This window comes from Andreprevotia sp. IGB-42, assembly GCF_009848685.1.
In the GTDB taxonomy this organism is placed as follows: domain Bacteria; phylum Pseudomonadota; class Gammaproteobacteria; order Burkholderiales; family Chitinibacteraceae; genus Andreprevotia.
Window position 1 is genome coordinate 382,652 of record NZ_WXTX01000002.1, and the last position, 23,860, is coordinate 406,511.

22 protein-coding genes are annotated in these 23,860 nt (G+C 61.3%); 12 read left to right on the plus strand and 10 right to left on the minus strand.

Going from position 1 to position 23,860, the window contains the following annotated elements:
• Positions 1-97: 97 nt before the first annotated feature.
• Together hemB and IGB42_RS04560 are read left to right on the plus strand one after the other, a co-directional pair.
• Complete coding sequence (hemB, locus tag IGB42_RS04555) at positions 98-1,111, plus strand: porphobilinogen synthase (RefSeq protein ID WP_159667443.1); 1,014 nt, start codon at positions 98-100, stop codon at positions 1,109-1,111.
• A gap of 72 nt (positions 1,112-1,183) precedes the next feature.
• A complete protein-coding gene (locus IGB42_RS04560; RefSeq protein WP_159667446.1) occupies positions 1,184-2,065 on the plus strand; it encodes an alpha/beta hydrolase in 882 nt (293 codons plus the stop codon).
• Here the strand turns inward: IGB42_RS04560 and IGB42_RS04565 are convergent.
• The 7 genes from IGB42_RS04565 to IGB42_RS04595 form a co-directional block, all read right to left on the minus strand.
• Positions 2,062-2,397: a hypothetical protein gene (locus IGB42_RS04565; RefSeq protein ID WP_159667449.1), complete on the minus strand. Its 336-nt coding sequence runs from the start codon at positions 2,395-2,397 to the stop codon at positions 2,062-2,064. The two genes, IGB42_RS04560 and IGB42_RS04565, sit on opposite strands and share 4 nt — an antisense overlap.
• Positions 2,398-2,505: 108 nt before the next feature.
• Positions 2,506-3,381 carry a DMT family transporter gene (locus IGB42_RS04570; RefSeq protein WP_159667452.1) on the minus strand — a complete coding sequence of 292 codons (876 nt, stop codon included), beginning with the start codon at positions 3,379-3,381 and terminating at the stop codon, positions 2,506-2,508.
• A 140-nt stretch (positions 3,382-3,521) separates the two neighbouring features.
• Positions 3,522-3,785, minus strand: coding sequence for a Rho-binding antiterminator (locus IGB42_RS04575; RefSeq protein WP_159667456.1), 264 nt, complete (start codon positions 3,783-3,785; stop codon positions 3,522-3,524).
• Between the two features lie 125 nt (positions 3,786-3,910).
• Positions 3,911-4,264: an arsenate reductase (glutaredoxin) gene (arsC, locus tag IGB42_RS04580; protein ID WP_159667459.1), complete on the minus strand. Its 354-nt coding sequence runs from the start codon at positions 4,262-4,264 to the stop codon at positions 3,911-3,913.
• 409 nt (positions 4,265-4,673) lie between these two features.
• Positions 4,674-5,135, minus strand: coding sequence for a nuclear transport factor 2 family protein (locus IGB42_RS04585; RefSeq protein WP_159667462.1), 462 nt, complete (start codon positions 5,133-5,135; stop codon positions 4,674-4,676).
• A gap of 73 nt (positions 5,136-5,208) precedes the next feature.
• Positions 5,209-5,847: an NADPH-dependent F420 reductase gene (locus IGB42_RS04590; RefSeq protein WP_159667465.1), complete on the minus strand. Its 639-nt coding sequence runs from the start codon at positions 5,845-5,847 to the stop codon at positions 5,209-5,211.
• 118 nt (positions 5,848-5,965) lie between these two features.
• Complete coding sequence (locus tag IGB42_RS04595) at positions 5,966-6,523, minus strand: YbhB/YbcL family Raf kinase inhibitor-like protein (RefSeq protein ID WP_159667468.1); 558 nt, start codon at positions 6,521-6,523, stop codon at positions 5,966-5,968.
• Between the two features lie 298 nt (positions 6,524-6,821).
• Here IGB42_RS04595 and IGB42_RS04600 point away from each other — a divergent pair, with 298 nt between their 5' ends.
• Entirely contained in the window at positions 6,822-12,023 is a 5,202-nt protein-coding gene (locus IGB42_RS04600) for a pentapeptide repeat-containing protein (RefSeq protein WP_159667471.1), read from the plus strand.
• 89 nt (positions 12,024-12,112) lie between these two features.
• Here IGB42_RS04600 and IGB42_RS04605 read toward each other — a convergent pair whose 3' ends face one another.
• Positions 12,113-12,961: an AraC family transcriptional regulator gene (locus IGB42_RS04605; protein ID WP_159667474.1), complete on the minus strand. Its 849-nt coding sequence runs from the start codon at positions 12,959-12,961 to the stop codon at positions 12,113-12,115.
• 71 nt (positions 12,962-13,032) lie between these two features.
• Here IGB42_RS04605 and IGB42_RS04610 point away from each other — a divergent pair, with 71 nt between their 5' ends.
• The gene (locus IGB42_RS04610; RefSeq protein ID WP_159667477.1) at positions 13,033-13,674 is read left to right on the plus strand and encodes a tetratricopeptide repeat protein; all 642 of its coding nucleotides are present in this window, start codon (positions 13,033-13,035) and stop codon (positions 13,672-13,674) included.
• 176 nt (positions 13,675-13,850) lie between these two features.
• Here the strand turns inward: IGB42_RS04610 and IGB42_RS04615 are convergent, their stop codons facing one another.
• Positions 13,851-15,146, minus strand: a complete 1,296-nt coding sequence (locus tag IGB42_RS04615; protein WP_201799822.1) for an aminotransferase class I/II-fold pyridoxal phosphate-dependent enzyme — start codon at positions 15,144-15,146, stop codon at positions 13,851-13,853.
• A 446-nt stretch (positions 15,147-15,592) separates the two neighbouring features.
• On the opposite strand from IGB42_RS04615, the gene IGB42_RS04620 reads away from it, so the two are divergent.
• The 8 genes from IGB42_RS04620 to IGB42_RS04655 all read left to right on the plus strand — a co-directional run bounded on the left by IGB42_RS04620 (position 15,593) and on the right by IGB42_RS04655 (position 22,379).
• Positions 15,593-16,576: a diiron oxygenase gene (locus IGB42_RS04620; protein ID WP_201799823.1), complete on the plus strand. Its 984-nt coding sequence runs from the start codon at positions 15,593-15,595 to the stop codon at positions 16,574-16,576.
• A complete protein-coding gene (locus tag IGB42_RS04625; protein WP_159667483.1) occupies positions 16,573-17,616 on the plus strand; it encodes an iron-sulfur cluster-binding domain-containing protein in 1,044 nt (347 codons plus the stop codon). The genes IGB42_RS04620 and IGB42_RS04625 overlap by 4 nt, the downstream gene beginning before the upstream one ends.
• A 38-nt stretch (positions 17,617-17,654) precedes the next feature.
• Positions 17,655-18,470, plus strand: coding sequence for a YggS family pyridoxal phosphate-dependent enzyme (locus tag IGB42_RS04630; RefSeq protein WP_236822490.1), 816 nt, complete (start codon positions 17,655-17,657; stop codon positions 18,468-18,470).
• 15 nt (positions 18,471-18,485) lie between these two features.
• Positions 18,486-19,205 carry a glutamine amidotransferase gene (locus IGB42_RS04635; RefSeq protein WP_159667489.1) on the plus strand — a complete coding sequence of 240 codons (720 nt, stop codon included), beginning with the start codon at positions 18,486-18,488 and terminating at the stop codon, positions 19,203-19,205.
• Positions 19,202-20,119, plus strand: a complete 918-nt coding sequence (gene pdxK / locus IGB42_RS04640; RefSeq protein ID WP_159667492.1) for a pyridoxine/pyridoxal/pyridoxamine kinase — start codon at positions 19,202-19,204, stop codon at positions 20,117-20,119. Before IGB42_RS04635 ends, pdxK begins: the two co-directional genes overlap by 4 nt.
• Before the next feature lies 1 nt (position 20,120).
• Positions 20,121-20,360 (plus strand): cytoplasmic protein, encoded by a 240-nt coding sequence (locus IGB42_RS04645; protein ID WP_159667495.1) that lies wholly within the window; start codon positions 20,121-20,123, stop codon positions 20,358-20,360.
• Positions 20,361-20,416: 56 nt separating this feature from the next.
• Positions 20,417-21,637 carry an aspartate aminotransferase family protein gene (locus IGB42_RS04650; protein WP_159667498.1) on the plus strand — a complete coding sequence of 407 codons (1,221 nt, stop codon included), beginning with the start codon at positions 20,417-20,419 and terminating at the stop codon, positions 21,635-21,637.
• 274 nt (positions 21,638-21,911) lie between these two features.
• On the plus strand, positions 21,912-22,379 hold the full coding sequence (locus IGB42_RS04655; protein ID WP_159667501.1) for a CreA family protein: 468 nt from the start codon (positions 21,912-21,914) through the stop codon (positions 22,377-22,379).
• A 47-nt stretch (positions 22,380-22,426) separates the two neighbouring features.
• Here IGB42_RS04655 and creD read toward each other — a convergent pair whose 3' ends face one another.
• The gene (gene creD / locus IGB42_RS04660) at positions 22,427-23,827 is read right to left on the minus strand and encodes a cell envelope integrity protein CreD (protein WP_159667508.1); all 1,401 of its coding nucleotides are present in this window, start codon (positions 23,825-23,827) and stop codon (positions 22,427-22,429) included.
• Positions 23,828-23,860: the final 33 nt, after the last annotated feature.

Below are 23,860 nucleotides of genomic sequence, written 5' to 3' on the forward strand. Positions count from 1 at the left end.
GCCACCGCGGCCAGTGGCGTAAAATCCCGCCTGAGCCTGCACGCATTGCCTGCCACCCGCAGCAAATCCAGCCCCACGCCGATTCAAGGATAGATTGATGTTCAACCGCACCCACGCCTCGTTCCGCCCGCGCCGCATGCGCCGCGATGCCTTCAGCCGCAGCCTGATGCGCGAAAACACGCTGACCCCCGCAGACCTGATCCTGCCGGTGTTCGTGCTGGACGGCACCGCGCGCGAGGAAGCGGTGGCATCGATGCCGGGCGTGAAGCGCCAGAGCATCGACCTGCTGCTGGAAACCGCCGCCGAAGCCGTGCGCCTGGGGGTGCCGGCGCTGGCGCTGTTTCCGGTGATCGATGCGCCGCTCAAATCGCTGGATGCCGCCGAAGCATGGAACCCGGATGGCCTGGTGCCGCGCACCATCAAGGCACTGAAAGCCGCATTCCCCGAGCTGGGCGTGATTACCGACGTGGCGCTGGACCCGTACACCACGCATGGTCAGGACGGCATCATCGGCACCGAGGGGCGTGACGAAGGCTATGTGCTCAACGACGTAACGATTGCCGCGCTGGTAAAGCAAGCGTGCTGCCACGCGGCAGCCGGGGCCGATATCGTGGCCCCCAGCGACATGATGGATGGCCGCGTGGGGGCGATACGCAGCGCGCTGGACCGCGACCAGCACGTCCATACCCGCATCATGGCGTATTCGGCCAAGTATGCGAGCGCGTTCTACGGCCCGTTCCGCGATGCGGTGGGCTCCAGCGGCAACCTGGGCACGGGCAACAAGTACACCTACCAGATGGACCCGGCCAACGGCGACGAAGCGTTGCACGAAGTGGCGCTGGATCTGCAGGAAGGCGCGGACATGGTGATGGTGAAGCCGGGCATGCCCTACCTGGATATCGTGCGCCGCGTGAAAGACCAGTTTGGCGTGCCCACCATGGTGTACCAGGTATCCGGTGAATACGCGATGCTGAAAGCCGCCGCCCAAAATGGCTGGCTGAATGAAGAAGCGGTGATGCTGGAAAGCCTGATCGCCTTCAAGCGCGCCGGCGCGGATGCCGTGCTGACTTACTTTGCATTGGATGCCGCACGCGCATTGCGCGCGGGCTGAGCGAGCATTGCTTGCATCCAGCCAGCCGCCAGCCACGTACATGGTGGTACTGAATCTGCTGGAGTGGCGCGCATGCTGAAACAGATGGGGTTGCTGCTGATCGGTATCCCGGCCGTGCTGGCTTTGCTGGCAGGCTGTTCTGCCACGCGCATCGTCAATGCGCTGGCGCCGACCGATACCTATACCCGCGTGGAAGGCGTGCGCTTTGGCGCGGCCGATCTGCAGCTGGACATCTACCGCCCCACCGGCACGCACGGCGCCAGCCCGGTGGTGGTGTTCTTTTACGGCGGCAACTGGCAAAGCGGCAGCCGTAGCGACTATCTGTTTGTTGGCGAAGCACTGGCAAGCCGCGGCATCACTGCGGTGCTGGCCGATTACCGGCTCTACCCGGCAGCAAAATACCCGGATTTCCTGGCCGATAGCGCGGCGGCAGTGCGCTGGGCCAGCGAACACATTGCCGAGTTTGGTGGCGATCCGGCACGCCTCTACCTGATGGGGCACTCTGCCGGCGCATACAACGCGGCCATGCTGGCACTGGATCAGCGCTGGCTGGCGCAAGCAGGCTTTAGCGGGCCGGCACCGCGCGGCTGGATCGGCCTGGCTGGCCCGTATGATTTCCTGCCGCTGACCGACCCGGCACTGCAAGCGATCTTTGCCCCGCGCGATGGCTGGCCTGCCACCCAGCCCATTCACTACGTGCAGGCAGGCGTACCGCCCACATTGCTGCTGACCGCCGATGGCGATACCACCGTCTACCCGCGCAATAGCGAGCATCTTGCTGCAGCGCTACGCGCCAGCGGCAACCAGGTGGCGTGGTTGCGCTACACGGGCACCAGCCATGCCGGCCTGATCGGCGCGCTTTCCTACCCGCTGCGCCACCGCCGCGACGTGCTCGACCAGATCAGCCGCTTTGTACAGACTGGCCAACTGCCCGCAGACAAGACTGCCGACTAAAGTACGAACGCCGCGCACAGCGTGATCAGCGCCAGCATGGCGATCAGGCCCACGCCGGCATTCACCCAGAACAGGCCACGCCAGAATGGCGAGGCGATCACGCGGAAATCACGGCGGCGCGTCAGCGCCCATACATCGCCGACAAACGCCATGGCCATGTCCTGGTCTACCCACATGGTCTGGCTCTCGGTCGGGGCCAGCAGGTTGCCGTAATGCCGTTGCACATAGTCATACAGGATGCGCGACAGGATCAGCATCAGGAAGAAGCCGATCAGGCTGCCGGATACGCACAGCGGCAGCACGACATCGAGGAACAGCGGGGATTTGATCATTGCGGCCCAGGTTGGCAATACGACATGCGCTCAGCATAAGCGCGAATCCGCCGCATCGCACCACCTTCAACATGGATAGCCCCCATGCATGCCGTGCATGGGTCGGCGTTACTCCGCCGGCACTGCTGGCGGTGTCAGCGCAATCAGCAGCGCGGCCGCCAGGATGGCCGCGCCACCCAGCCATTGCAGCGCGCTCATCGGTTCCGCCAGCAGCGTGGCGGCCAGCAATACACTGACTACCGGCTCCAGCGTGGACAAGGTGGATGCCTCGGCCGCGCGCAGGCGGTCCAGCCCGGCCAGGAAAGCAAAAATGGCGATCACCGTGGAAATCAGCGCAATGCCCAGCATCGCCAGCCAGCCGGCAGTGCCATGCGCCCAGTGCGGCGTGGCAAATGCGGTTGATGTGGATAGCGACAGTGCCGCGGCCACCATCACCACGCTGGCAGCCGGTAACGCACCAGCCTTGGGGGTAAGGCGGCTGCCGACCAGGATATAGCCGGAATAGATGAAGGCGGTGGCGAGCCCGAACAGGATGCCCGGCAACTTGCCGGCAATGCCGTTGCCAATGGTGAGCACCAGGCCGATACACGCCAGCAGCAGTGCAAACATCGCGCGGCGGCGCAGCTTTTCACCGAGGAAGGCAGCAGCGATCAGCGTAACCAGCACCGGATACAAGTACAGCAGCAACGCAGCCAGCGCGGCGGATGCGTATTGCAGCGCCGAGAAATAACAGAACGCCTGCGCCGAATACGCCAGGCCCATGCCCACCAGCCCCCACAGCACCTTGCCACGCGGCCAGCGTGCGCCGCGCCATTGCATCAGCGCCACCATCATCACTGCGGCAGCGCCAAAGCGGATCAGCAGGATGCCTTGCGTATCGGCACCCGCGCGGTAGGCGTACACGCCAAAAATGGGCATCAGCCCGAATGCGCAGGCAGACAGCAGGATCAGCAAGATGCCGGTGGCACGGCGGGAAGCAAACATGGGATGGGGGCCAAAAAACCGTCAGTATGCGGCGGCTTCGTGGCGGGCGCGCCTGCGGCTTACCCGCATTGCGCGATAGCCGCACGGGCACGCGTTACGTAACCCGGCGGCATGGAGGAATGAATGGGGAGTTGGCCGCGTCAGCGGTAAACGATGCGCCCGAACAGCGCACCGTGATCTTGCGGCGTGATGGCGTTGAGGTCATCCAGCCGCACATCCACCGGGCCTTCGTGGGTTTCCAGCTGCAGGTATTCGATCTGGTCCTTGTCGAACACGTTCTGCGCGCGGCCCACTACTTCCGGGGCGCCCACACGCTCCACGTACAGCTTGTAGTGGTTGGTGCACGCCAGTTCCAGATAATCGTACAAATCGCTGTCTATCGGCTGGTAAGGCTTATGGCTCATACAAGATCTCCTGACTTGGGTCCGCCAGCGCTGCTAGCGGTATTGCATGGCGGCGCCCTGCCTTGCCGGCCGCACCTTGCAGCCGTACCTCGTGGTTTGCCAGCACTGGTTCACTGGTAGCGGGCCTACACAAACAAGGACAAGATCGCCTCCGGTGGCCGGCCTATCACAGCACGCTGGTCATCAACCACCACGATAGGCCGTTCGATCAGTCTAGGTGTGGCAAGCATTGCCGCAATGAGTTCATTACGCGTGAGTTCCGGCTTATCCAGCCCCAGCAGCGAGTACTCGGCCTCCTTGCGGCGCATCAGCTCGCGCGGCTGCAGCTTGAGCAGCGTCAGCAGCTTGTCCAGCGTGGCGGCATCTGGCGGGGTTTTCAGGTATTCGATCACCCGGGGCGCAATGCCGCGCGCTTCAAGCAGCGCCAGCGTATCGCGCGATTTGGAGCAGCGCGGGTTGTGGTAGATGGTGACCTGCATGATGGCGCCTCGATTGCATCGCTTTGAATCTTCGAGTCTAACCAGCCGCGCCGGGCCAGCCCATAGGAATAATCCCGCGCGCTGCCCGGCACTGCTGCAGGCCATGCCGCAGCACAACGGGAGCCGCCCACAAAACGCGGTGGAACGTAGCCGACGAGCTGCGGCTGGCGCGGCAGTGCTGACAAGGCGGTGCTGGCAAGACGCGGCCGGCGAGGTGCGGCCGGCGAGGCGCGCGAAACGCAGGCAGTACAAGCCATACGACAAGTAAGGCTCGGCGCCCCCAGCTCGGCACCCCCAGCTCAGTACCCGGCTCACTACCCCCGCTCGGTCCCCTCAGCCAGGCGCTCCCAGCTTGCCGCCGGCAGCTCGCCGCTCGCATACAAGGTCGCCAGCAGGGTTTGTTGCGGTGCTAAACGCCGGCGCTTTGCTCCAGCGTGGGGTTGCCTTCCATATACTTCAGCTTGAAGCGGAACGCGGCAATGCGCCAGCTGCCATGGTTATTGCTCAGCGCAAAATCGTAGGTGCCCACAAAAGTGCGGGTGTTGATACCGCTGGGGTTGGGCAAGTAGTGGCTGGCGGTGCCGTAGCAGAATGCATCGGCCTCGTTGCCTTTCACGTTGATCACCACGTTGCCGATCTGGTGATGCACGGCAACCAGGTGCCGCAGCCCACTTTGCCACGCGGCTGTGATCTGCTGCGGCGTTTGTGCCGACGGCGCACCGCCACCAACCGACGACATATCCAGCAGCACGCTATCGGCCAATACCTGATGCACCGATGGCCAATCCCGCTGATCGGTGGCGATGAACAGCTGGTTGATGGCATCGGTAATGGCACCTTTGGCCAGCAGCGTTTCCAGTTGGTTGGACATGATGATTCCTCAGCAAGATGCGCCACGTTGTGGCGGCAGTTCTGGTGGGACTGATGGGATGGATGGGATGGGGTTAGCGCAGCAGCTTGAATGCGTGCTGCCACTGGTTGTTCAGGAAGCCCGGAATGCACCACAGCATGCACAGCGGCTCGATGGCGCGCGCTGCGGCCATGGTGCCCATGTCGATCGGCTCCCAGCCAAACTGCTCGACCACGCCCTTCACGGTGCGCTTGGCATGATCATCGTTGCCGCAGATGAACATCGATGGTGGGCCGCCGGTAAATTGCGGATTGACCATGCGCGCGCTGCCCACCGAATTGAACGCCTTCACGAAGTGCGCCTCGGGGAACGCCTGCTGCAGCGTTTCCAGCAATGACAGGTTGAGGTCGGTATAGAAACTGAGCACGCCATTGACGGGTGGCGCATCGGCTATCGGGTTGGTGACATCGATCACCGGCTTGCCCGCCAGGTTGGCCGCCTCGGCCAGTGCCAGCACATCCAGCGCCGCACTGCCCTTTACCGCCAGCACCACCAGCTCGCCAAAGGCGGCGGCATCAGCAAACGTGCCGGCGGTGCTGCCCGGGTGGGCAGCCAACCAATCAGCCAGCCGGGCCGGATCACGGCTGCCGATCAGTACCTGATGCCCATGTCGCACAAACCCGGCCGCCAGCGTGGTGGCAACCTCGCCCGAACCCAGAACGCCTACTTTCATGACTGCTCCCTGTTGGCGCCGCAAACAGAACCCGGCAGGCAGCGGTGCCCCGGGCTTTGCTGGCAGCCATCGGGGCCGTAGCCCCGTGACGGTAGATCAGGCAAGCGCCGGGCGCGCATCAGCGCCCGTAGGTGGCGGTGATGACGGTGCTGGCAATGGCCTGCTTCCTGATTGCTTCACTGAGTGATTGCGGGCTGTCGTCCGGCTTGGCTGCCAGATGGTCCACCTTGAGCGCATACACGGTGAAATTGTAGCGGTGCGGCTTGTCGCCGGAAGGCGGGCACGCACCGCCCCAGTATTGACTACCGCTGCTGGTTTTGCCTTGGATTACGCCAGATGGCAAACCCTTGCCCTCGTAATCACCGGCACCGCTCTTCAGGCTGGTGACGGTCGGCGGCAGGTTGTAGGCAATCCAGTGCCACCAGCCGCCGGTCATCGGCGCATCCGGATCATGCACCACGATGGCAAAGCTCCTGGTGCCGGCCGGCGCGTTCTGCCAGCTCAAATCCGGCGACAGGTTCTGGCCCTTGCAGCCATCGCCATAGGCCACCTGCTTCTGGCTGAGCTTGCTGCCGGCCGGTACATCGGTACTGGTCACGCTGAAATCGGCAGCGGTAGCGGCGAGGGAAGCGAAGGCTAGGGTGGCGGCGAGCAGGCGTTGCGGGGTAGTGCGCATGGTGGATTCCTCCGGTTGGGTGACGGAGCAAATCTATACGCTGGGGAGCAGGTGTGATCGCTGCAAACGCGCAGTGTTTCGCCTTTGGCGATCAAGTTGGGTGGGGTGCGAAAACAAAGCGCACAAGATGCCGATAAAGGTACGGCAGGGGACTCGCTTACCTTACCAATACCAAAATCCAAAACCAATTATCACCTCACGATAAAAACACAATAACAACAAAAACAACAATTCATTTTGACGCACCAAAAAGATGTCTCTAGAATGATTTCTCAACATCAACAAGATGGATTTCTCCATGCCCTTGCCCCGCTCTCTCGCCCGGATTAGCCTACAAAAAATACGCCCCCACCTCGCCACTTCAAAACAGGCATCGCTGGATGTGCTAGTTGCACATCTTGGAGAGGATGGCCGCGCAGGCTATAACGGGCTTCGAGATGCCTTGTCGCCACTAGCTACAAGCACAAACAGTGCTAACGTCATGCTCAAGCGCTTTCTTGATCATATCGAGGACACCGCTACAGCCCTAGGCATACAATTTAGCGTGCAGACAACAGCAGACAAAAAGGCGGGCGACAATCGATGGGTCTGGTTCGAAGGGCTTGCGGAGGTAGGAGGTAAGCCATATACAGGCGATCTGAACAGTATCCCGACTACGCTATTGCAAGACGAAGCACGTGGCATACTCTTAGGCCAACCAGTAGTAATAGTTACATTCAATGAATACGAAACCCGGGCGATACGGGAACTGTTTGGCGGAACTAACAAAATAGAGCAGGAAGGCGCACATAGTTTTCTGCGCCTTGGCGTGGTCGGCCATCAGGAAGTGATCCACGTTATCAGTCAGCAAGGGCGTAAAGGCGCTCAGCAAACGGCCACATGGGCCATAGCGCATTTCAGGCCCGGCGCTATAATCGCCGCCGGCATTGCGTTCGGTCACAACAATGGAAAGCGCCATATCGGTGATGTACTGGTATCTGACTACATCTTTGATTACGAATCCGCACGAATTAATCCAGACGGGACGCAAATACCCCGTGGTGCACGGCCTCCAGCATCAAGAACTCTAGTAGATAGGGTGCGCAGCCTAGCTCATTTGAACGAGGATTGGCCTCGCATCCATTTAGGCTGCATCGTCTGCGGAGACAAGCTCATAGATGATCAGAATTTCATCGCCAAGCTGGCTCAAATAGAGCCTGAATTCGTTGGGGGGGAAATGGAGGCTGCAGGAATCGAAGCTGCGGCCCAAGCCAATAAGACCGATTGGATCGTGATCAAGGGCATAAGCGACTGGGGTGACGGCAACAAAAACACCACCAGCAAGGATGAAGATCAAGGTATCGCCGCACACAATGCAGCGCAAGTGGTACACGCTCTGATCGCCATTGGGCCGATTCAGCCTCCACCCACTATTGAGCGGAGCATGGTGCCCGCTCAGCCAGCCCCCCCTTCTCTCCTCTCCACCGCTTGTCTCCCCCCTGGTATCGGGCGAATGCGATTACCTGATCTCAATGCGATGAAAGAGCACCTGCTTGATCAACAAGCAGCTGGGCGACCCACAAAACTGCATAGCGCCAATATTCAGTCTGAAACCACCACCTCCGCAGATACTGGAGACCGTAGCGCTCCGGTACTGCAAACTTTGCATGAATGGCTTGGCAATCGGAATGCGCCACCACTGTTTGCGCTTTTGGGCGAATATGGCATGGGCAAAACCATCAATTGCCAATTATTTGCCCGTCAACTTGATGAAGCTCGGCAAGGCGATCCAACGCTTCCTATCCCGCTTTACTTTGACCTACGCCATGTTACTGGTTTACGTGAGAAAGTACCAACCTTAGGTGAGGCTCTAGAAGAATGCATGAAGCGTGGCTGGCTCGACAGCGGCGCGGGCGACACCATGGCTAATGTACATCTTTGGATAGCGCAAGGGGCTCTGGTTGTATTTGATGGACTAGATGAAGTATTGGTGAAATTAAGCGAGGCTGACGGAAAGACTTTCACAAACAATTTGCTGAAATTGATTGCGGATGCTGCCGCGCGTGCGGAGCGCGAAGGTCGTGTATCAACTTTAAAGATTCTGATCACCTGCCGCACTCAATACTTCCCAACCTTGCAGGCTCAGAATAGCCACTTCACTCAATCCGATCGTGGAGAATTCAGCGCCGAACGCTACGAAGCAATGCTGCTTTTGCCGTGGACCGAAGTACAGGTGCGGAACTACTTGGCGCTGGCATTGCCGGAAATGAACATTGATCAACTGATCGCTATGGTCCGCGCCATTCACAATTTGGAGGAGCTAACGCAGCGGCCATACACCCTCAAACTGATTGCACAGTTCATTCCTGACATTGAGCGCGAGCGGGCTACAGGTCGCACCGTCTACGGAGTTACCTTATACCGAAAAATGGCGGAGAGCTGGTTGGCGCGCGACAACGGTAAACACAGCATCAGTTCCGAACACAAACTTCAACTTGCCGCCCATTTAGGAGCACACTTGTGGCGTAGCGGCCGCAATGCATTGCCAATCGGCGAGCTCAATGACTGGTTCCATGGCTGGATCACCACCAAACCTAGTTTAAGTAGCCGCTACCAACGATTTTTGCCAGATCAGCTTGAAGAAGACTTACGTACTGCAACCTTCTTGGCTCGCCAAGATGATGGCGAGCAAAGCAGCTTCCGATTTGCACACACGTCCCTACATGAATTTTTCCTCGCCTGCTATTTGTGTGATGCACTGAAGCAGAATCGGCAGGCTGATTGGGACATGCCCGTGCCCAGCAAAGAAACGCTAGACTTTCTAGGGCAACTGATAGGAGAGGCTAATAATCCAGATTTAATTATAGCACTTCAACACTGGGGCAGCTCGCAACAAACACAGACCAGTAAATTGATTCTGGCTTACGCAATGCAGGCGCAGGCACGCACTTGGCCTACACCTAATATACGTGCGCTAAACCTGTCTGAAGCCAAACTAAAAGATTGGCTAATTGAAGGCAAGCCAAGCCAAATGCTTGACCTTGCAGGGGCAATTTTTAGGGGAGCGGAACTCCAGAGCACAGTGTTCCGCCACGTACGGCTCGACCATTGCCTGTTTGATGAGGCTGCTCTTGCCCGCAGTAACTTCATCGACTGCTCGCTACGAGGGGCCAAGTTTACCAATGCTGAGCTTAGCGCCAGCATTTTTAGGCGCTGTGCGCTTTCAGATAGTCAATGGCGTGGGGCTAGTGGCTACCGGCCACAGTGGCTGCTGTGCGACCTTCCAGCTGGAACTCAATCTGACTGGCAACACCGATTTACCCATTTGCAAATTGCACCAAGTGGTGAAGAAAGGAATGACGAGCAATTGAAATGGATGCCTGCTACGCATAGGGCTCTCAGCATAGCATTTGCGCCTAGCGCAGATGCCCTTGGGCGACACTGGGTAGCTACCACTAGTTACAACGGTTTAATCGAATTATGGGATGCCGAGAGTTGTGAATCTGGCCCTACCTTAGGTCGGCACGGGAATATGGTGAGTTCGTGTGCGTTCGCCCCATTTGTCGATTCAGAGGGGTACTTGTGGCTGGCTACCGCCGGATATGATGGAACAATCAAGCTATGGGATGTTACGAATGGCGCAGCAGGGTCTGAACTATATAAGCATGATGGCCCAGCAACAGTTTGCGCCTTCGCATCTATAGCCAATGCGGATGAAAAATTATTGTTAGCAACTGCGGGCCATGACGACGCAATCAGGTTATGGGATGTAACTAATAACGAGCCAAGTATGTTGCTGCGCGGTCACCAAGGTGCGGTGAACAGCTGTTGCTTTGCACCAGCTACGGCCAATCATCGCTGGTTAGCAAGCTGTGGCGAGGATGGCACGGTTAGGCTATGGGACACTACAAATGGCACCGCCGGTCCTGTGTTTCACGGACATGTAGGGAATGTGACGGACTGCAGCTTTGCTCCTGCTCTAGATTCGAATGGTCAGTTATGGTTAGCCAGTGCAGGCGAGGATGGAACACTTCGCCTATGGGATGTAACAAGTGGCACTGCTGGCCCCACCATATGGGAAGGAAATGGAAAGCCAGTTCGTGCATGCGCCTTTGCACCGACCAAGGAATGGCCACTTAGGCTGGCCAGTACAGGCCTTGACAATAAAATCAGGATTTGGAATATATCCACTGGTGCAATGAAATTGAGCATGCCGGGTTATAATAATTGGGCACAAAAAATCGCTTGGGCTCCAGCAACGAACGCTAACGGGCAGCTTTGGTTGGCAGCATCAGGCATGAATGGCCGCTTAACATTTTGGGATGCAAATAGCGGAACCCTTGGTCCAGAGGTTGAACGCCAACTCGGGATAGATACCTGCGCTATTTCACCAGTAATAGATGCAGCAGGGCACAGATGGTTATGCAGTACAGATAGGGGCGGATTGATAAGACTATGGGAAGAAGAGCGTGGCGTGGCGGGACCAATGTTGGCGAAGCATCGCCCTTGGGGATGTTGCGCATTTGCATCGACATTGGATGCAAATGGTCAGTGGTGGGTTGCCGGTTCGGGATTCGATGGCACAATCGAATTGTGGGACATACAAAACGGTGTCCCTGGTCCAGAACTACGTGGGCATGAAGACTGGATTCGCGCATGCACCTTCGCCCCAACAATGGATTCAGCAGGTCGGTTATGGTTGGCCAGTTCGGATGAGGGTGGCTCGGTCCGGCTATGGGACGTCAGCAGTGGCGCCAGTGGGCCGATATTGCCAAAGCAAACAGAAACCGTTAGCGCCTGCGCCATTGCCCCAAAAACAGATGCGACTGGAAGACTATGGCTGGCTACCGCAAGTAGCACGGGCACGGTAAAGCTGTGGGATATAGAAAATGGCAAAGCTGGACTAGTAATTGAAGGAAACAATTATTGGGTGAGGAACTGTTCCTTTGCGCCTGCCGAGGATGCAGACGGAAAATGGTGGCTAGCCTGCACGGATATAAGTGGCACGACCAAACTATGGGATATCGTGACAGGTGCAGTTGGTATAACACTGCAAGGATACGGAGGCGGTTCCTCTTTCTGCACTTTTGCGCCAGCAGCGGATGCAAATGGGCGACTATGGTTAGCCAATGCATGCGTTGATGGCACTATTCAGCTTTGGGATGCGGTAACTGGTGCTCCTGGGGTAGTTTTGCGCGGACACGAAGGCTCAGTGAATGCATGCGTTTTTTCACCAGCACTTCGAATAGGGGATCAGCCTTGGCTACTTAGCGCTGGCGATGACGGCACATTACGTCGCTGGAATCTAGATAGTGGAGAATGTTTACTTGTTACCGCTTTATGCGACGCATATAAAAATGGTGATACCGATGGGTATGTCGTTTGGCAGCCTGCAAGCAATAAAGTCATTGCGATGCATGGAGATGCTTGGCGACATCTAGCTTGGTTGCAGCCGCAGCCACATACGCTACCTAAGCGACTGCCACTGGAAACATTCGGTGCAGTACCCATCGGGTCCTGATACATCTGCAGCTGCAAAGATAGCCAGCCAAGGTTTCGCATAATCGCGTTGCGGCTTCGAATATCAATCGCTCTATTCGATTCCGCCCCCTAAAACGAAGCCCGCAACGCCGTAGGCGTCAACCCGAACCTCGCCCGGAACGCATCAGTAAACCGCGAAGGCGACTGATAGCCACACGCCTCCGCAATGCGCTGGATGGCTGCCCCGCCATGCATCACCATGCCCAGCGCCCGGTCCATGCGGGCGGCGTTGAGGATGTCGCTGAAAGATGTTTCTTCCGCAGCCAGCCGGCGGCGCAAGGTGGCTTCGCTGGCGTTCAGCTGCTTGGCGACGGCATCGATGCGCCAATCCTGCGCCGGATCGCTGGCGACGATCCACGATACGCGCTCGCGCCAGCTGCCGGGTTTGGCCAGCAGCAGCTCGCGCGCCACGCCCTGGCGGGCTAGGGCCAGCCAGAGGGCTTCCCAGCGGTGCTCGATCATCGCGTGATCGAGCTTGGATACGCTGGGCAGCATGATCTGCTCCACGTAGTCGCCCAATGCCTTGCGGCTGCCGTCGTTCGGGCTGAATACCGGTTCGTTGTTGATGTGCGCGGGCAGCAGATCGGCATAGCGGGACTGGAAGCGCTGCATCAGGTTGTTGTCGCCACAGATCACCAGCGCGGCAAAGTAGCCGCGCTCTGCATCCGGTACATTGGTAAAGGTCAACTCGCTGCCGGCCGGGATGGCGATCCAGTCACCGGCGCGGCACACATGCTCGGCGCCACGGAACACCAGGCGTTTTTCACCGGCCAGCACGGCCATCAGGCAGGGGATAAAATAGGGGGTGCGCTGGATGCGCACCTGCTGGTGAAAGCGGAACAAGGCAGCGCCGCCAGAGAACGCGCGCTCGCTCAGGTGATCGGTTTTCAGCAGTTGATCTAGCAGGGTGGTGTGCATGGCAGTGCAGCGGTGCATTGTGGATGCGCAAAGACTACACGGCTCGGCCGCAAGGCCAAAGCGAGGCGGCCATGCGTTTGCTGCATACCGGCGTTACCCTGGCCTGCGTACTGGCGCTGGGCGTTGCGCCGCGCGCGCATGCGGCCGGTGCGTGGCAGGCGTATGAAGCGGGCAATTACCCGCGTGCTGCCGAGCTGTACCGGCTGGAGGCCGTCAATGGGGATCGGCTGGCGGCCTTCAACTACGCAATGATGCTGCGGCACGGCCAGGGCATCACGGCCAATCCGGGCGAGGCGCGCCGCTGGCTGGCGCTGGCCGCCACCGCCGGCCTGGCGCAGGCACAGTATGCGATGGGGCTGTTGTTCGAGAACGGCGATGGCGTTGCCCGTTCGCAACCCACCGCCACCTGGTGGTTCCAGCACGCGGCGCGGCAGGGCCACCGCGATGCGCAGGTCAGCCTGGCCACGCAGTACTTCCTGGGGCGCGGTGCGCCACATGATCTGCTGCTGGCGGCACGCTGGTACCGCGAGGCCGCGCAGAATGGCGATGTGGGCGCGCAGTACATCATTGCCACCCTATATGAACAGGGCCAGGGTGCCCCACGGAACCTGGCGCTGGCGCGATACTGGTATGCGGCAGCGGCCTTGCAGGGTGATCCGGCCGCCAAGATACGCGGGCAGGCGCTGGGCAAGCAGCTGGATCAGCCGCAATGAATATCCCCAGTAGCGCACCAGCTTAAACGCCCGGCACGCTGCGGGTAGTGCCGGGAAAGACGCTGGAAGCCCCACAGGCCCCCGCACGCCCTTAGCAGGCTGGCTGATCAGTCACCCTGCGGCTTGCCACCATCCGCAGCACCCCACTGGCCTGCAGCAGGTGAATCAACAACGGCTCAGTAAATCGCCCGCCGCCGCAGCGTCAACGCGTGCGCCACATCCCGTGCCAGCGGGGCGATTTCGTCCATGTCCAGGTTGCCGATACTGATGCGGATGGCGGGTGCGCTCTGCAGCCGGAACGGGTGGCCGGCCTGCACCGCCCAGCCTTTGGATGCCAGGCTTTGCACCGCTTCGATTTCATCGTGCACCGGCAGCCACAGATGCAGGCCCTCGCCCTTGTCTACCAGCTCGATGCCATGGCTGGCCAGGCCGGCCAGCAGCGCGTTGCGCCGCCCGGCATAGGATTGGCGCACCGCCTGGATGCCATTCTCGTCCAGCAGCTTCTGCCACGCCTGCGCCACGATGCGCTGCAGCAGGATGCTGACCCAGCGTGGCCCCAGTGCATGGCGACGGCGCATCGCCTTCAGCACCGGGCCGTTGCCGGATGCGAATGCCACGCGCAGATCCGGCCCGAGGAATTTGCTCACCGACAGCACGTATACCCATTCGGTGGAAAAAATCTGCAATGGCGGTGGTGCGGCGGCGCTCAGCGGCCCCCAGTGGTCATCGATGATCAGCAGGCAATCGGTGGATCTGGCCAGCACATGCTGCCATGCCTGCCAGCGCTCCCGCGTGTAGCTCAGGCCGGTGGGGTTGTGCGCACGGGCGGTCAGCACCACCGCGGATGCATCCTGCAGCACGTCGGCCGGCGGGATCAGCGCGCCCTCGCCATCCAGCGCCAGCGGCACCGGCTTGAGGCGCATGCTGGTCAGCAGCACCAGCAGTGGCGGCCAGCATGGGTCTTCCACCAGCACGCTGGCGCCGGGGCGACATCGCTGCACCAGCGCGCGCTCGACGGCATCGAGCACGCCGGAAAACACCGCGATGGCGCCATCGCTGCCGGCCGGCGCAAACAGCCATTGCCGCGCCAACGTGATCAGCGCCGGGTGATCTTCGCATGCATCGTAGCCGGATAGCCGCTCCCGGTCGGCCAGCCATGCCGGCTCCAGCCGCGGCAGCAGCCGGCCATCCACATTGCCCGACGCCAGATCGCGCAGGCCGGCGGGAATGGCCGCCTCTGCATTGATGCGATCGACATCTTCGGCCACATGGGTGCCACGGCGGCCATCGGTCACCACGGTGCCCACATCGCGCAGCGTTTTGTATGCAGCGGCAACGGTGTTGGCGTTCACCCCCAGTGCCCCGGCCAGCGAGCGCACGGCAGGTAGCTGGTGGCCAGGCTTCCAGTGCTCGAAGCGGATCAGGCGGTCTATCGATGCGGCAATTTCCACCGCAGTCGTACCCTCAGGCATGAATGTACTCATGCCAACATAATTTCATATTAATACATAAACGAGAAGTACCCGGATCAAAAAAGCCCTGCCTGTACAAAATGTTCCTTCATGGTGCCATGCCCTGCTTTGGCGCACTAATCATTGTTTTTTATAGCATTTTCATCAAATTTTTTTGAAGAAATGCGCACCCGTGTGGGGCGTGCAGTGCTTTTTCGCACCCAAATGATGCGGAAAGGTTGACGACAGTTGCAAGCACTGCTTTAATGTACTCATTCATAACGCAATTTGAACTAATACAAAAATGATTTGCCAGCAGTAACCGGTGCGGGGGCATGCATCGCTGGCAACGGTACGCCACCCTGCGCAAGCGGGCGGCGGCGGCCGGCGGCACCACCAAGCAACTTGTAACTGCAATAACCGTGTTCTCTGTGTTTCAACCAACCCAACGAAACGAGGTAACGACCATGGCAAGTTTCGAAGTTGTACGTGATGATTCAGTCGCCGCAATGCTCAAAAAACTCTCCTCGCTATGGCGCACGCGCGCCGCAGTGAATCAGGAGCTGCCCGAATACGCCGATCTGGCATTCGATCCGGCCAAGCAGGATTTCAGCGCCTCGCTGCTGCCGTTCAAGGATCACGAGGCGTGGCTGAGCGCGCCGGAGCACCTCAAGTCGAAGTGCCTGTCGTATGCATGGGGGATCTACAACCTCAAGACCATCTATATCGAGTGCGATATCGTCACGCCGGCGTGCGAAGACCTGATCAAGACGCCGCCCTCGTTCTCGCGCAACCGGGAAATCATCCAGGACGTGATTTCCGAGGCACTGCTGGACGAAGCGCTGCATACGCGCATGTCGGTCAGTGCATGCAACTACATCTACAGCATGCGTGGTATCCCGGCGCTGGATTTCGAGGACTTCAACCTAGTGAAGTGGCGCGATGCAGCGCTGGCCGAATGCTCGGCCGAGTGGGAGCGCAAGCTCACGCGCTTCGGCATTGCATGCGCCAGCGAAACGCTGATCACCGATTACCTGAAAACCATGGCGGAAGACACCGCCATCCAGGCCATTTGCCATCAGGTCACCCGTACCCATGCCATTGATGAATGGAGCCATTCCAGCGTATTCAGCTTCGTGGCGGCCGATATCGTGCAGGGGCTGGGCCGTGCAGAGCGTGCCTACCTGCGCGAGACCATCCTCAAGACCGTGCAGCTGTTTGCCAACAACGAGCTGGGCGCATGGGAAAAAGCCTTCTCGCTGGTGGGGCTACCGCACTATCAGGACATCCTCAATGACGTGGGCGATACCAACGAGATCGGCGTCTACACCGGATCGGTGGAAGCCCTGATCGAACGCATCGGCCTGGCCGATACCCAGCATGTGGGCGTGGTGACATCGCTGCCTGCCACGGGTGAGCGCAAGCTGGAAACCGCGGAGATCATTCCATGACAGCCCTTGTCCATGCGCGCTGCGAACAGGCCTGGCCTGAAGCAGGCGGCGTGAAGGTGTTCACGCTGCGCGCCGGCGCCGAGCAATGGGGCCTGCAGCCCCCCGCCCCCGGCGGCCATATCGCCATCGAATACCCGGATATCCGCGGTATTGCCCAGCAGCGCTTCTATTCGGTAGTACGCAAGAGCGCGCCGGATCTGTTTGAAATTGCCGTCAAGCGCACCGGCAACCAGGGGGTATCGGACAGCCTGCACGCCACGCTGACCGAAGGCGCCATCCTGCCGATCAGGTATGCATCCGGCCACATCACCGTGGCGGCCATTGCGCACCGGCAAAGCGTGCTGATGCTGGCCGGCGGCATCGGGCTGACCCTGCCGATCGCGCTGATCCGCGAGCTGGGCAAACTGGATGACGCCGGCCAGCCGGTGCCCAACGTCCATCTTTACCTGTGCAGCACCACCATCGGAGATGTGCCTTTCCTGCACGAGCTGCTGGCGCTGGACCTGCGCAGCAGCTGGTTCAAGGTACGCATTTTCGTCACGCGGGACGAAATCAGCAGCCGGGCACCGCACTTCGTGCAGGGCCGCCCCACCGAGCAGGACTTGCGCGGCTTCGGCAGCCCCGATGCCGTGGTGATCTGCGGTGGCCACAGCTTTGCCAGCACGCTGCAGCAAACGGTGAAGCGCATCCACCCGGCGGCGGAGATCCTGGTGGAGTCATTCACGCCACCGGCCGCCAAGGCAGAGCCCATCGTACTGGACGGCAAGCTTGCTACCGGCGGGCGGCTGCTGATTCCCAGCCTGGACCGGGCCATCAGCGTGAACACGCACAAGAGCATCCTGGATCAGCTGGAAGAGAACCAGATTTCCATCAAGAGCCAGTGCCGCTCGGGCATATGCGGCAGTTGCCGCATCAAGATCCTGGCTGGCGGTTGCCGCCGTGAGATCGATTTTGCCCTCAGCGATGCGGACCGCAGCAGCGGCTACGCGCTGGCGTGCTGCACCTACCCGGCGCAGGAAGAACTGACCATTTCCCTATGACCCTGCGCCAGCCGGCGCAAACAGCACGAGGCCGATCATTGAACGCACATGACCCGGAGCCGCCGCCCGCAGGCGCGGTGCCCACCTACCTGAAGGCAAGCTCGCAAGCCGAGCTTGCCCATAACCTGTCGGCCGTGCGCGCGCGCATTGCCGCAGCTTGTACACGGGCCGGCCGCAGTGCTGGCGCAGTGCGCTTGCTGCCGGTATCCAAGACGGTGGATGAAGCACGCATACGCCTGGCGTATGCCGCCGGCTGCCGCGAGCTGGGTGAGAACAAGGTGCAGGAAGCAGACAGCAAGTGGGAAGCCATGGGCGATCTGCCCGACCTGCACTGGAGCGTGATCGGCCACCTGCAAACCAACAAGGCCAAGGTGGTAGCGCGCATTGCGCACGAGTTCCAGGCGCTGGACAGCCTGCGCGTGGCCGAGGCGCTGGAGCGGCGGCTGCAGGAGCTGGGGCGTGGGCTGGATGTGTTCGTGCAGGTGAATACCTCGGGCGAGGCCAGCAAATACGGGCTGCCGCCGGAGGAAGCCAGCAGCTTCGTGCGCCAGTTGGCCGGCTTTCCGGCGCTGCGTGTGCACGGGCTGATGACGCTGGCGCTGCAATCGGACGACCAAACCCGCGTGCGGCACTGCTTTGCGCTGCTGCGCGATCTGCGCGCGCAGATGCAGCAAGACCTGCCTGCCGGTGCGGGCATCAAGGAATTATCCATGGGCATGTCGGGCGACTTTGAAATGGCCATCGAAGAAGGCGCCACTGTGGTACGGGTGGGCCAGGCCATTTTCGGCGCGCGCGCATTGCCGCATAGCCATTACTGGCCCGGTGTGGCCGATACCCATCCCTCCCCAACCTGAACAGGAGCAATCAGCATGTCCACCATCGTTGCAATCCGTCATATCCATTTCGAAGACCTGGGCACGCTGGAGCCGCTGCTGCGTGCACGCGGCCACAGCATTGAATACGTGGATGCCACCACGGCCGATCTGAGCACGCTGGATGTGCTCAGCCCCGAGCTGCTGGTGGTGCTGGGTGGCCCGATCGGCGCCTACGACGAGGCCATCTATCCGTTCGTATCCGCAGAGCTGGCACTGGTACGCGAGCGGCTGGCCGCCCACCTGCCCATCCTGGGCATCTGCCTGGGCGCGCAGCTGATTGCCCGCGCGCTGGGCGCCAAGGTGTACCCGCTGGGGGTGAAGGAGATCGGCTACTCGCCGCTGACGCTGACCGGCGAAGGGCGGCAATCGCCGCTGGCGGCCATCGGCAATACGCCGGTACTGCACTGGCATGGCGATCAGTTCGATATCCCCGAGGGCGCGGTGCGCCTGGCCAGCACACCTGTGGGCGCCAACCAGGCATTTGCATTGGGCCAGCACGTGCTGGGCTTGCAGTTCCACCTGGAAGCCGATGCCAGCCGTATCGAACGCTGGCTGGTGGGCCATGCCAGCGAGCTGGGCCAGGCAGGCATAGACCCGCGCCAGCTGCGCCAGGCCGCGCAGCAGTCCGGCTCGCAGTTGGTGGCCGCCGCGCATGACGTAGTGGGCAACTGGCTGGACGGCCTGGCTGCCGGGCCGCTGGCATCCGCAGCATGACAGCGGCAGCGCTGTTGCCCATCACCCCCGCGCTTCGCCAAGGCCGTGCACTGCCGATCGACGTGATCTCGGTGCAATCGCAGGTGGTATACGGCTGCGTGGGCAACAGCGTGGCCGTGCCCACGCTACAGGGCCTGGGGCTGGGCGTGGCAGCGGTGCCGACGGTACTGCTGAGCAACACGCCGCACTACCCCAGCGTGGACGGCGGCGCCATCCCGGATGCGTGGTTCTCCGGCTACCTGTACGAGCTGGAAGCCCGCGGGGTGATGGCCAGCGTGCGCGCCATCCTGCTGGGTTACCTGGGCAATCCGGGGCAGGCGCGCATCCTCGCCAGCTGGCTGGAACATACGATGGCGCGCTGGCCGGATATCCGCGTGCATATCGACCCGGTGATCGGCGATTACGGCCAAGGCATTTACGTATCGCCGGAGCTGATCCCGGCGTACCGCCAGCGCTTGCTGCCACACGCGCACGGCTTGACGCCCAATGGCTTCGAGCTGGCACGGCTGACCGGCCGGCGGCTGCACGGCATCGACACGGTGATCGATGCCGCACGCAGCCTGCTGGTGGGCCGCACCGAATGGGTAGTGGTAACCAGCGCTATCGATCCGGACAGTGGCCCCGCAATGCCGGCGCCGGTTGACGACAGCATCACCGTCGCAGTGGTGACCCGCCACGGCGCGCAGCTGCTTGCCCACCCGCGCATTGCGCTGGATGCCAAGGGTACCGGCGACCTGTTCAGCGCGATGCTGACCGGGCAATTGCTGGCCGATGTACCGCTGCGCGATGCGGCAGCGCGCGCATGCGATGAAGTGATCGCCACGCTGAAACGTACCCGCCAGGCGGGTTGCAACGAACTGATCCTCAACAGCCATACCGCGCTGCAGCCATGCAGCCACAACAAGGAGCACTGACATGCAGAAATACCGTTTGATCATCTGGCGCCACGACGAAATGCTGGGCTTTTTCGAAACCGAAACACCCCGCGCGCGCGAAGCGGTGGATCAGATCCTGCAGCACCTGCCATCGCGCGAGGGCTTCCGCGTCGAGGTGCAGACCGCGCAGGGCGAACGCCGCATCCTGGAAAGCGGCCCGGATGGCTTGCGCGTGCTGGGCACCGAAACGCTGTTCAAGAGCGCTGCACTGGCGTTGTAACTCCCCCCAAAAAACCATACCACCCCCTTAACCATCCCCCGGAGACCACACCCGCCATGGCCCAGCCCGCCGCCCACCTCATGCACGCGTACGCCCGCCAACCGGTCCATTTCGAACACGGCCAGGATGCCCGGCTGTGGGACAGCAATGGCCGCGAATACCTGGATGCCATCGCCGGTGTGGCGGTGACCAACCTGGGGCATTCGCACCCGGAAATCGCCGCAGTGATTGCCGATCAGGCCACGCGGCTGATGCATACCTCCAACCTGTTCGGCATTGCCTGGCAGGAGCGGCTGGGCGAGCGCCTGTGTGAGCTGGCCGGCATGGAGCGGGCGTTTTTCTGCAACTCCGGCGCGGAAGCGAACGAAACCGCGCTGAAGCTGGCGCGCCTGCACGCGCAATCGCGCCAGATAAAGCACCCGGCAGTGATCGTGATGGACAACAGCTTTCACGGCCGCACGCTGGCTACGCTGGCCGCCAGCGGCAACCCGGCGGTGCATCGCGGCTTCGAGCCGCTGATGCCGGGCTTCGTGCGTGCGCCGTTCAACCAGATCGATGCCGTGCGCGAGCTGGCAGCGCACAACCTGGACATCGTGGCCGTGCTGGTGGAAGCAGTGCAGGGCGAAGGCGGCGTGCATGTGGCCAGCACCGAATACCTGCAGCAATTGCGCGCGCTGTGCGATGAGTACGGCTGGCTGCTGATGATGGACGAAGTGCAGACCGGCATGGGCCGCACCGGTACCTGGTTCGGCTACCAGCACGCCGATGTGCTGCCGGACGTGATGACGGTGGCCAAGGGCCTGGGCAACGGCTTTCCCATCGGTGCCTGCCTGGCGCGTGGCAGGGCGGCGGAGTTGTTCGTGCCGGGCAACCATGGCTCCACGTTCGGCGGCAACCCGCTGGCATGCCGCGTGGGCTGCGCGGTGCTGCACATCATCGAGCGTGAACAGCTGCCGCAACGTGCGGGCGTACAGGGGCAAAAGCTGCTGGCCGGCCTGCGCCGCAGCCTGGCCGATCACCCCGCGGTAGCAGCCATCCGCGGCCACGGGCTGATGCTGGGCATCGAGCTGACAGCGCCGTGCGGCGAACTGGTCACCCGTGCGCTGCTCGATGAAGCATTGCTGATCAGCGTCACGCGCGAGCGCACCATACGGCTGCTGCCGGCATTGATCATCAATGATGGGCAGGTGGCACAGATCGTCGAGCGGGTAAGCCGGCTGGTGCATAGCTGGCATGCGGCACGCGAGAGCAAGCGCAGCCTGGCCCATGCGGGTTGACGGGGCGAATTGACGAACTAGCCGTCATCATCAGCAGCGGTTTGGGTTGCATGGTATTGCCCGGCGAACTGCTAGCCAGAAACCGGCCGCCACGTACCAGGCGACACAGCCGTTAGACAACGCCGTTTCTTCCCGAAAGAAACGGCGTTATTCATTACACGCACACAGCGGATGCGCCTGCATATCATCAGGCAAGACGGGCTGGCATCGTGCGCAGCAAGGCGGCAACATGGGCATGCTTGACTGTTATCCCTGCCCCCAACTCAAGGCCGCCATGAAAACCACTACTGCACTCGCTGCGTTCTTGCTGCTGACCACCACGCTGGCTGGCGCCGAGGAGGTCGGTTCGGTCGATACCGCATTCCAGTGGCTGGGCCCGGATCACAAGGTGGTGGTCGAGGCATTCGATGACCCCGGCGTGACGGGTGTGGCGTGCTATGTATCGCGCGCCAAGACCGGCGGGCTGAAAGGCATGGTGGGCATGGCCAAGGACCCGTCGCGTTTTTCGGTGGCCTGCCGGCAGATCGCGCCGCTGAAATTCCCCAAGGCATTGCCCCGGCAGGAAGAAGTCTTCAAGGCCGGGGCGTCGTTCATTTTCAAGCATGTACGGGTGGTGCGGGTGGTGGATGCCAAGCGCAACGCGCTGATCTACCTCACCTATTCGGACAAACTGGTGGATGGCAGCCCGGATAATGCAGTGACCGCGGTGCCGGTGCTGGGCCAGAAAATCCCGCTGCGCTAACAACAAGGCCGGCCACCCGGGCCGGCCTTGCGCATTACACCACGTCGTTACACCGCGCCCGGCAGCGGCGGCACTTTATCCGCCGTTGCATCGTTGCCGATACCGTACCAGTTGACCTTGCGCGTGAGCACCATCACCACCGCCAGCAGGCCGAACAGCACCAGGCTACCCATCAGCAGCGCCATGTCTTCCGACTGCAGGATGCCGAACAGCACCGCATACAGCACCGCCAGCAAGCCGGAGAAGCCCAGCCCGCGGCGCCAGCCGGCCAGCACATGGCTGATGTAATAGCCCAGCAGCGCAATCGACGAGGCCGCGGCGATCCAGTACGCGCTGGCAAAGCTCATGTGCTCGGACAACGACAGCGTCAGCAGGAAGAACAGCGCCAGTGCCAGGCCCACCAGACCGTATTGCACCGGGTGCACGATCAGGCGCTTGAGCACTTCCATCAGGAAGAACGCGCCGAAAGTCAGCAGCAGGAACAGCTCCGCGTATTTCACCGTGCGCTCCACCAGCACGTAGCGGTCTACCGGGTCGATCAGGCGCAAGCCAAAGCTGCCCACGCCCAGTTGCTCGCATTCCTTGTCTGCATCCGCGCAGCGCGCCAGCTTCTCTTCGGTCAGGCCGGTTGCCCAGTCGTTGGCCTGCCACGAGGCGGAAAAGCCCTTGGCCGCGGTGGTGCGCTCTGCCGGGGCAAACGGGCCGACAAAGCTCGGGTGCGCCCAATCACCGGACAGCGCCAGCTTGTTGGCTTTGCCGATGGGAGTGACGTTGAGCGTTTCGGTGCCGGACAGCGCCACGTTGAATGCGAAATCAAACTGCTGCACGTCTTCGGTGGTGGTGGTGTTGAGTGGCGCATGCACGCCGGCGCCCAGCCAGGATTGCGTGCTGCCCGGCAGGAATTTGAGCGCTACGCCGCCAATCGAGCCGGCTATCGTGCCAAGGCCACGCGCATCGCTCACGCCAACCGCCAGGTAAGGCTGGCCCCAGCGGTATTCGTAGCGCTTGCCCTGCGATTCACCACGTTGCTCCACGCTGCCGCGTGCTGGCAGCGTAAAGCGGCCGGCCAGCTTCAGGCCGGATTTGTAGATCGGCGCCTGGAAGATACCGCGCTTGAGCATGGTGACGGCAACGTTGCCGTTCACATCCAGCATATCGGGCTGCACGATGATGCGATGCACGGTTTCACCGCCGGCCTGCCACTCCTTGATGACCTCGCCGCGCTCCTTGCGCTCGGTCAGCGTCCATTCGGTCTGGATATACGGCGCGATCAGGAATGGCCCGGTCAGCGTTTGCGCCCGCGCGCTATGCTCGGCAATTTCCGCCACCACCTCTTGCGCCCGGTGCTGTCGCTCGTTGACGAGCGAGCGCACCAGCGACATCACGATCATCAATACCAGCACCAGAAAACCGATGGCCAGCAATTTGTACCCTACCGTCTTTTTCATTTCGCACTCTCCATGATGGGTTACCCCGCTGAC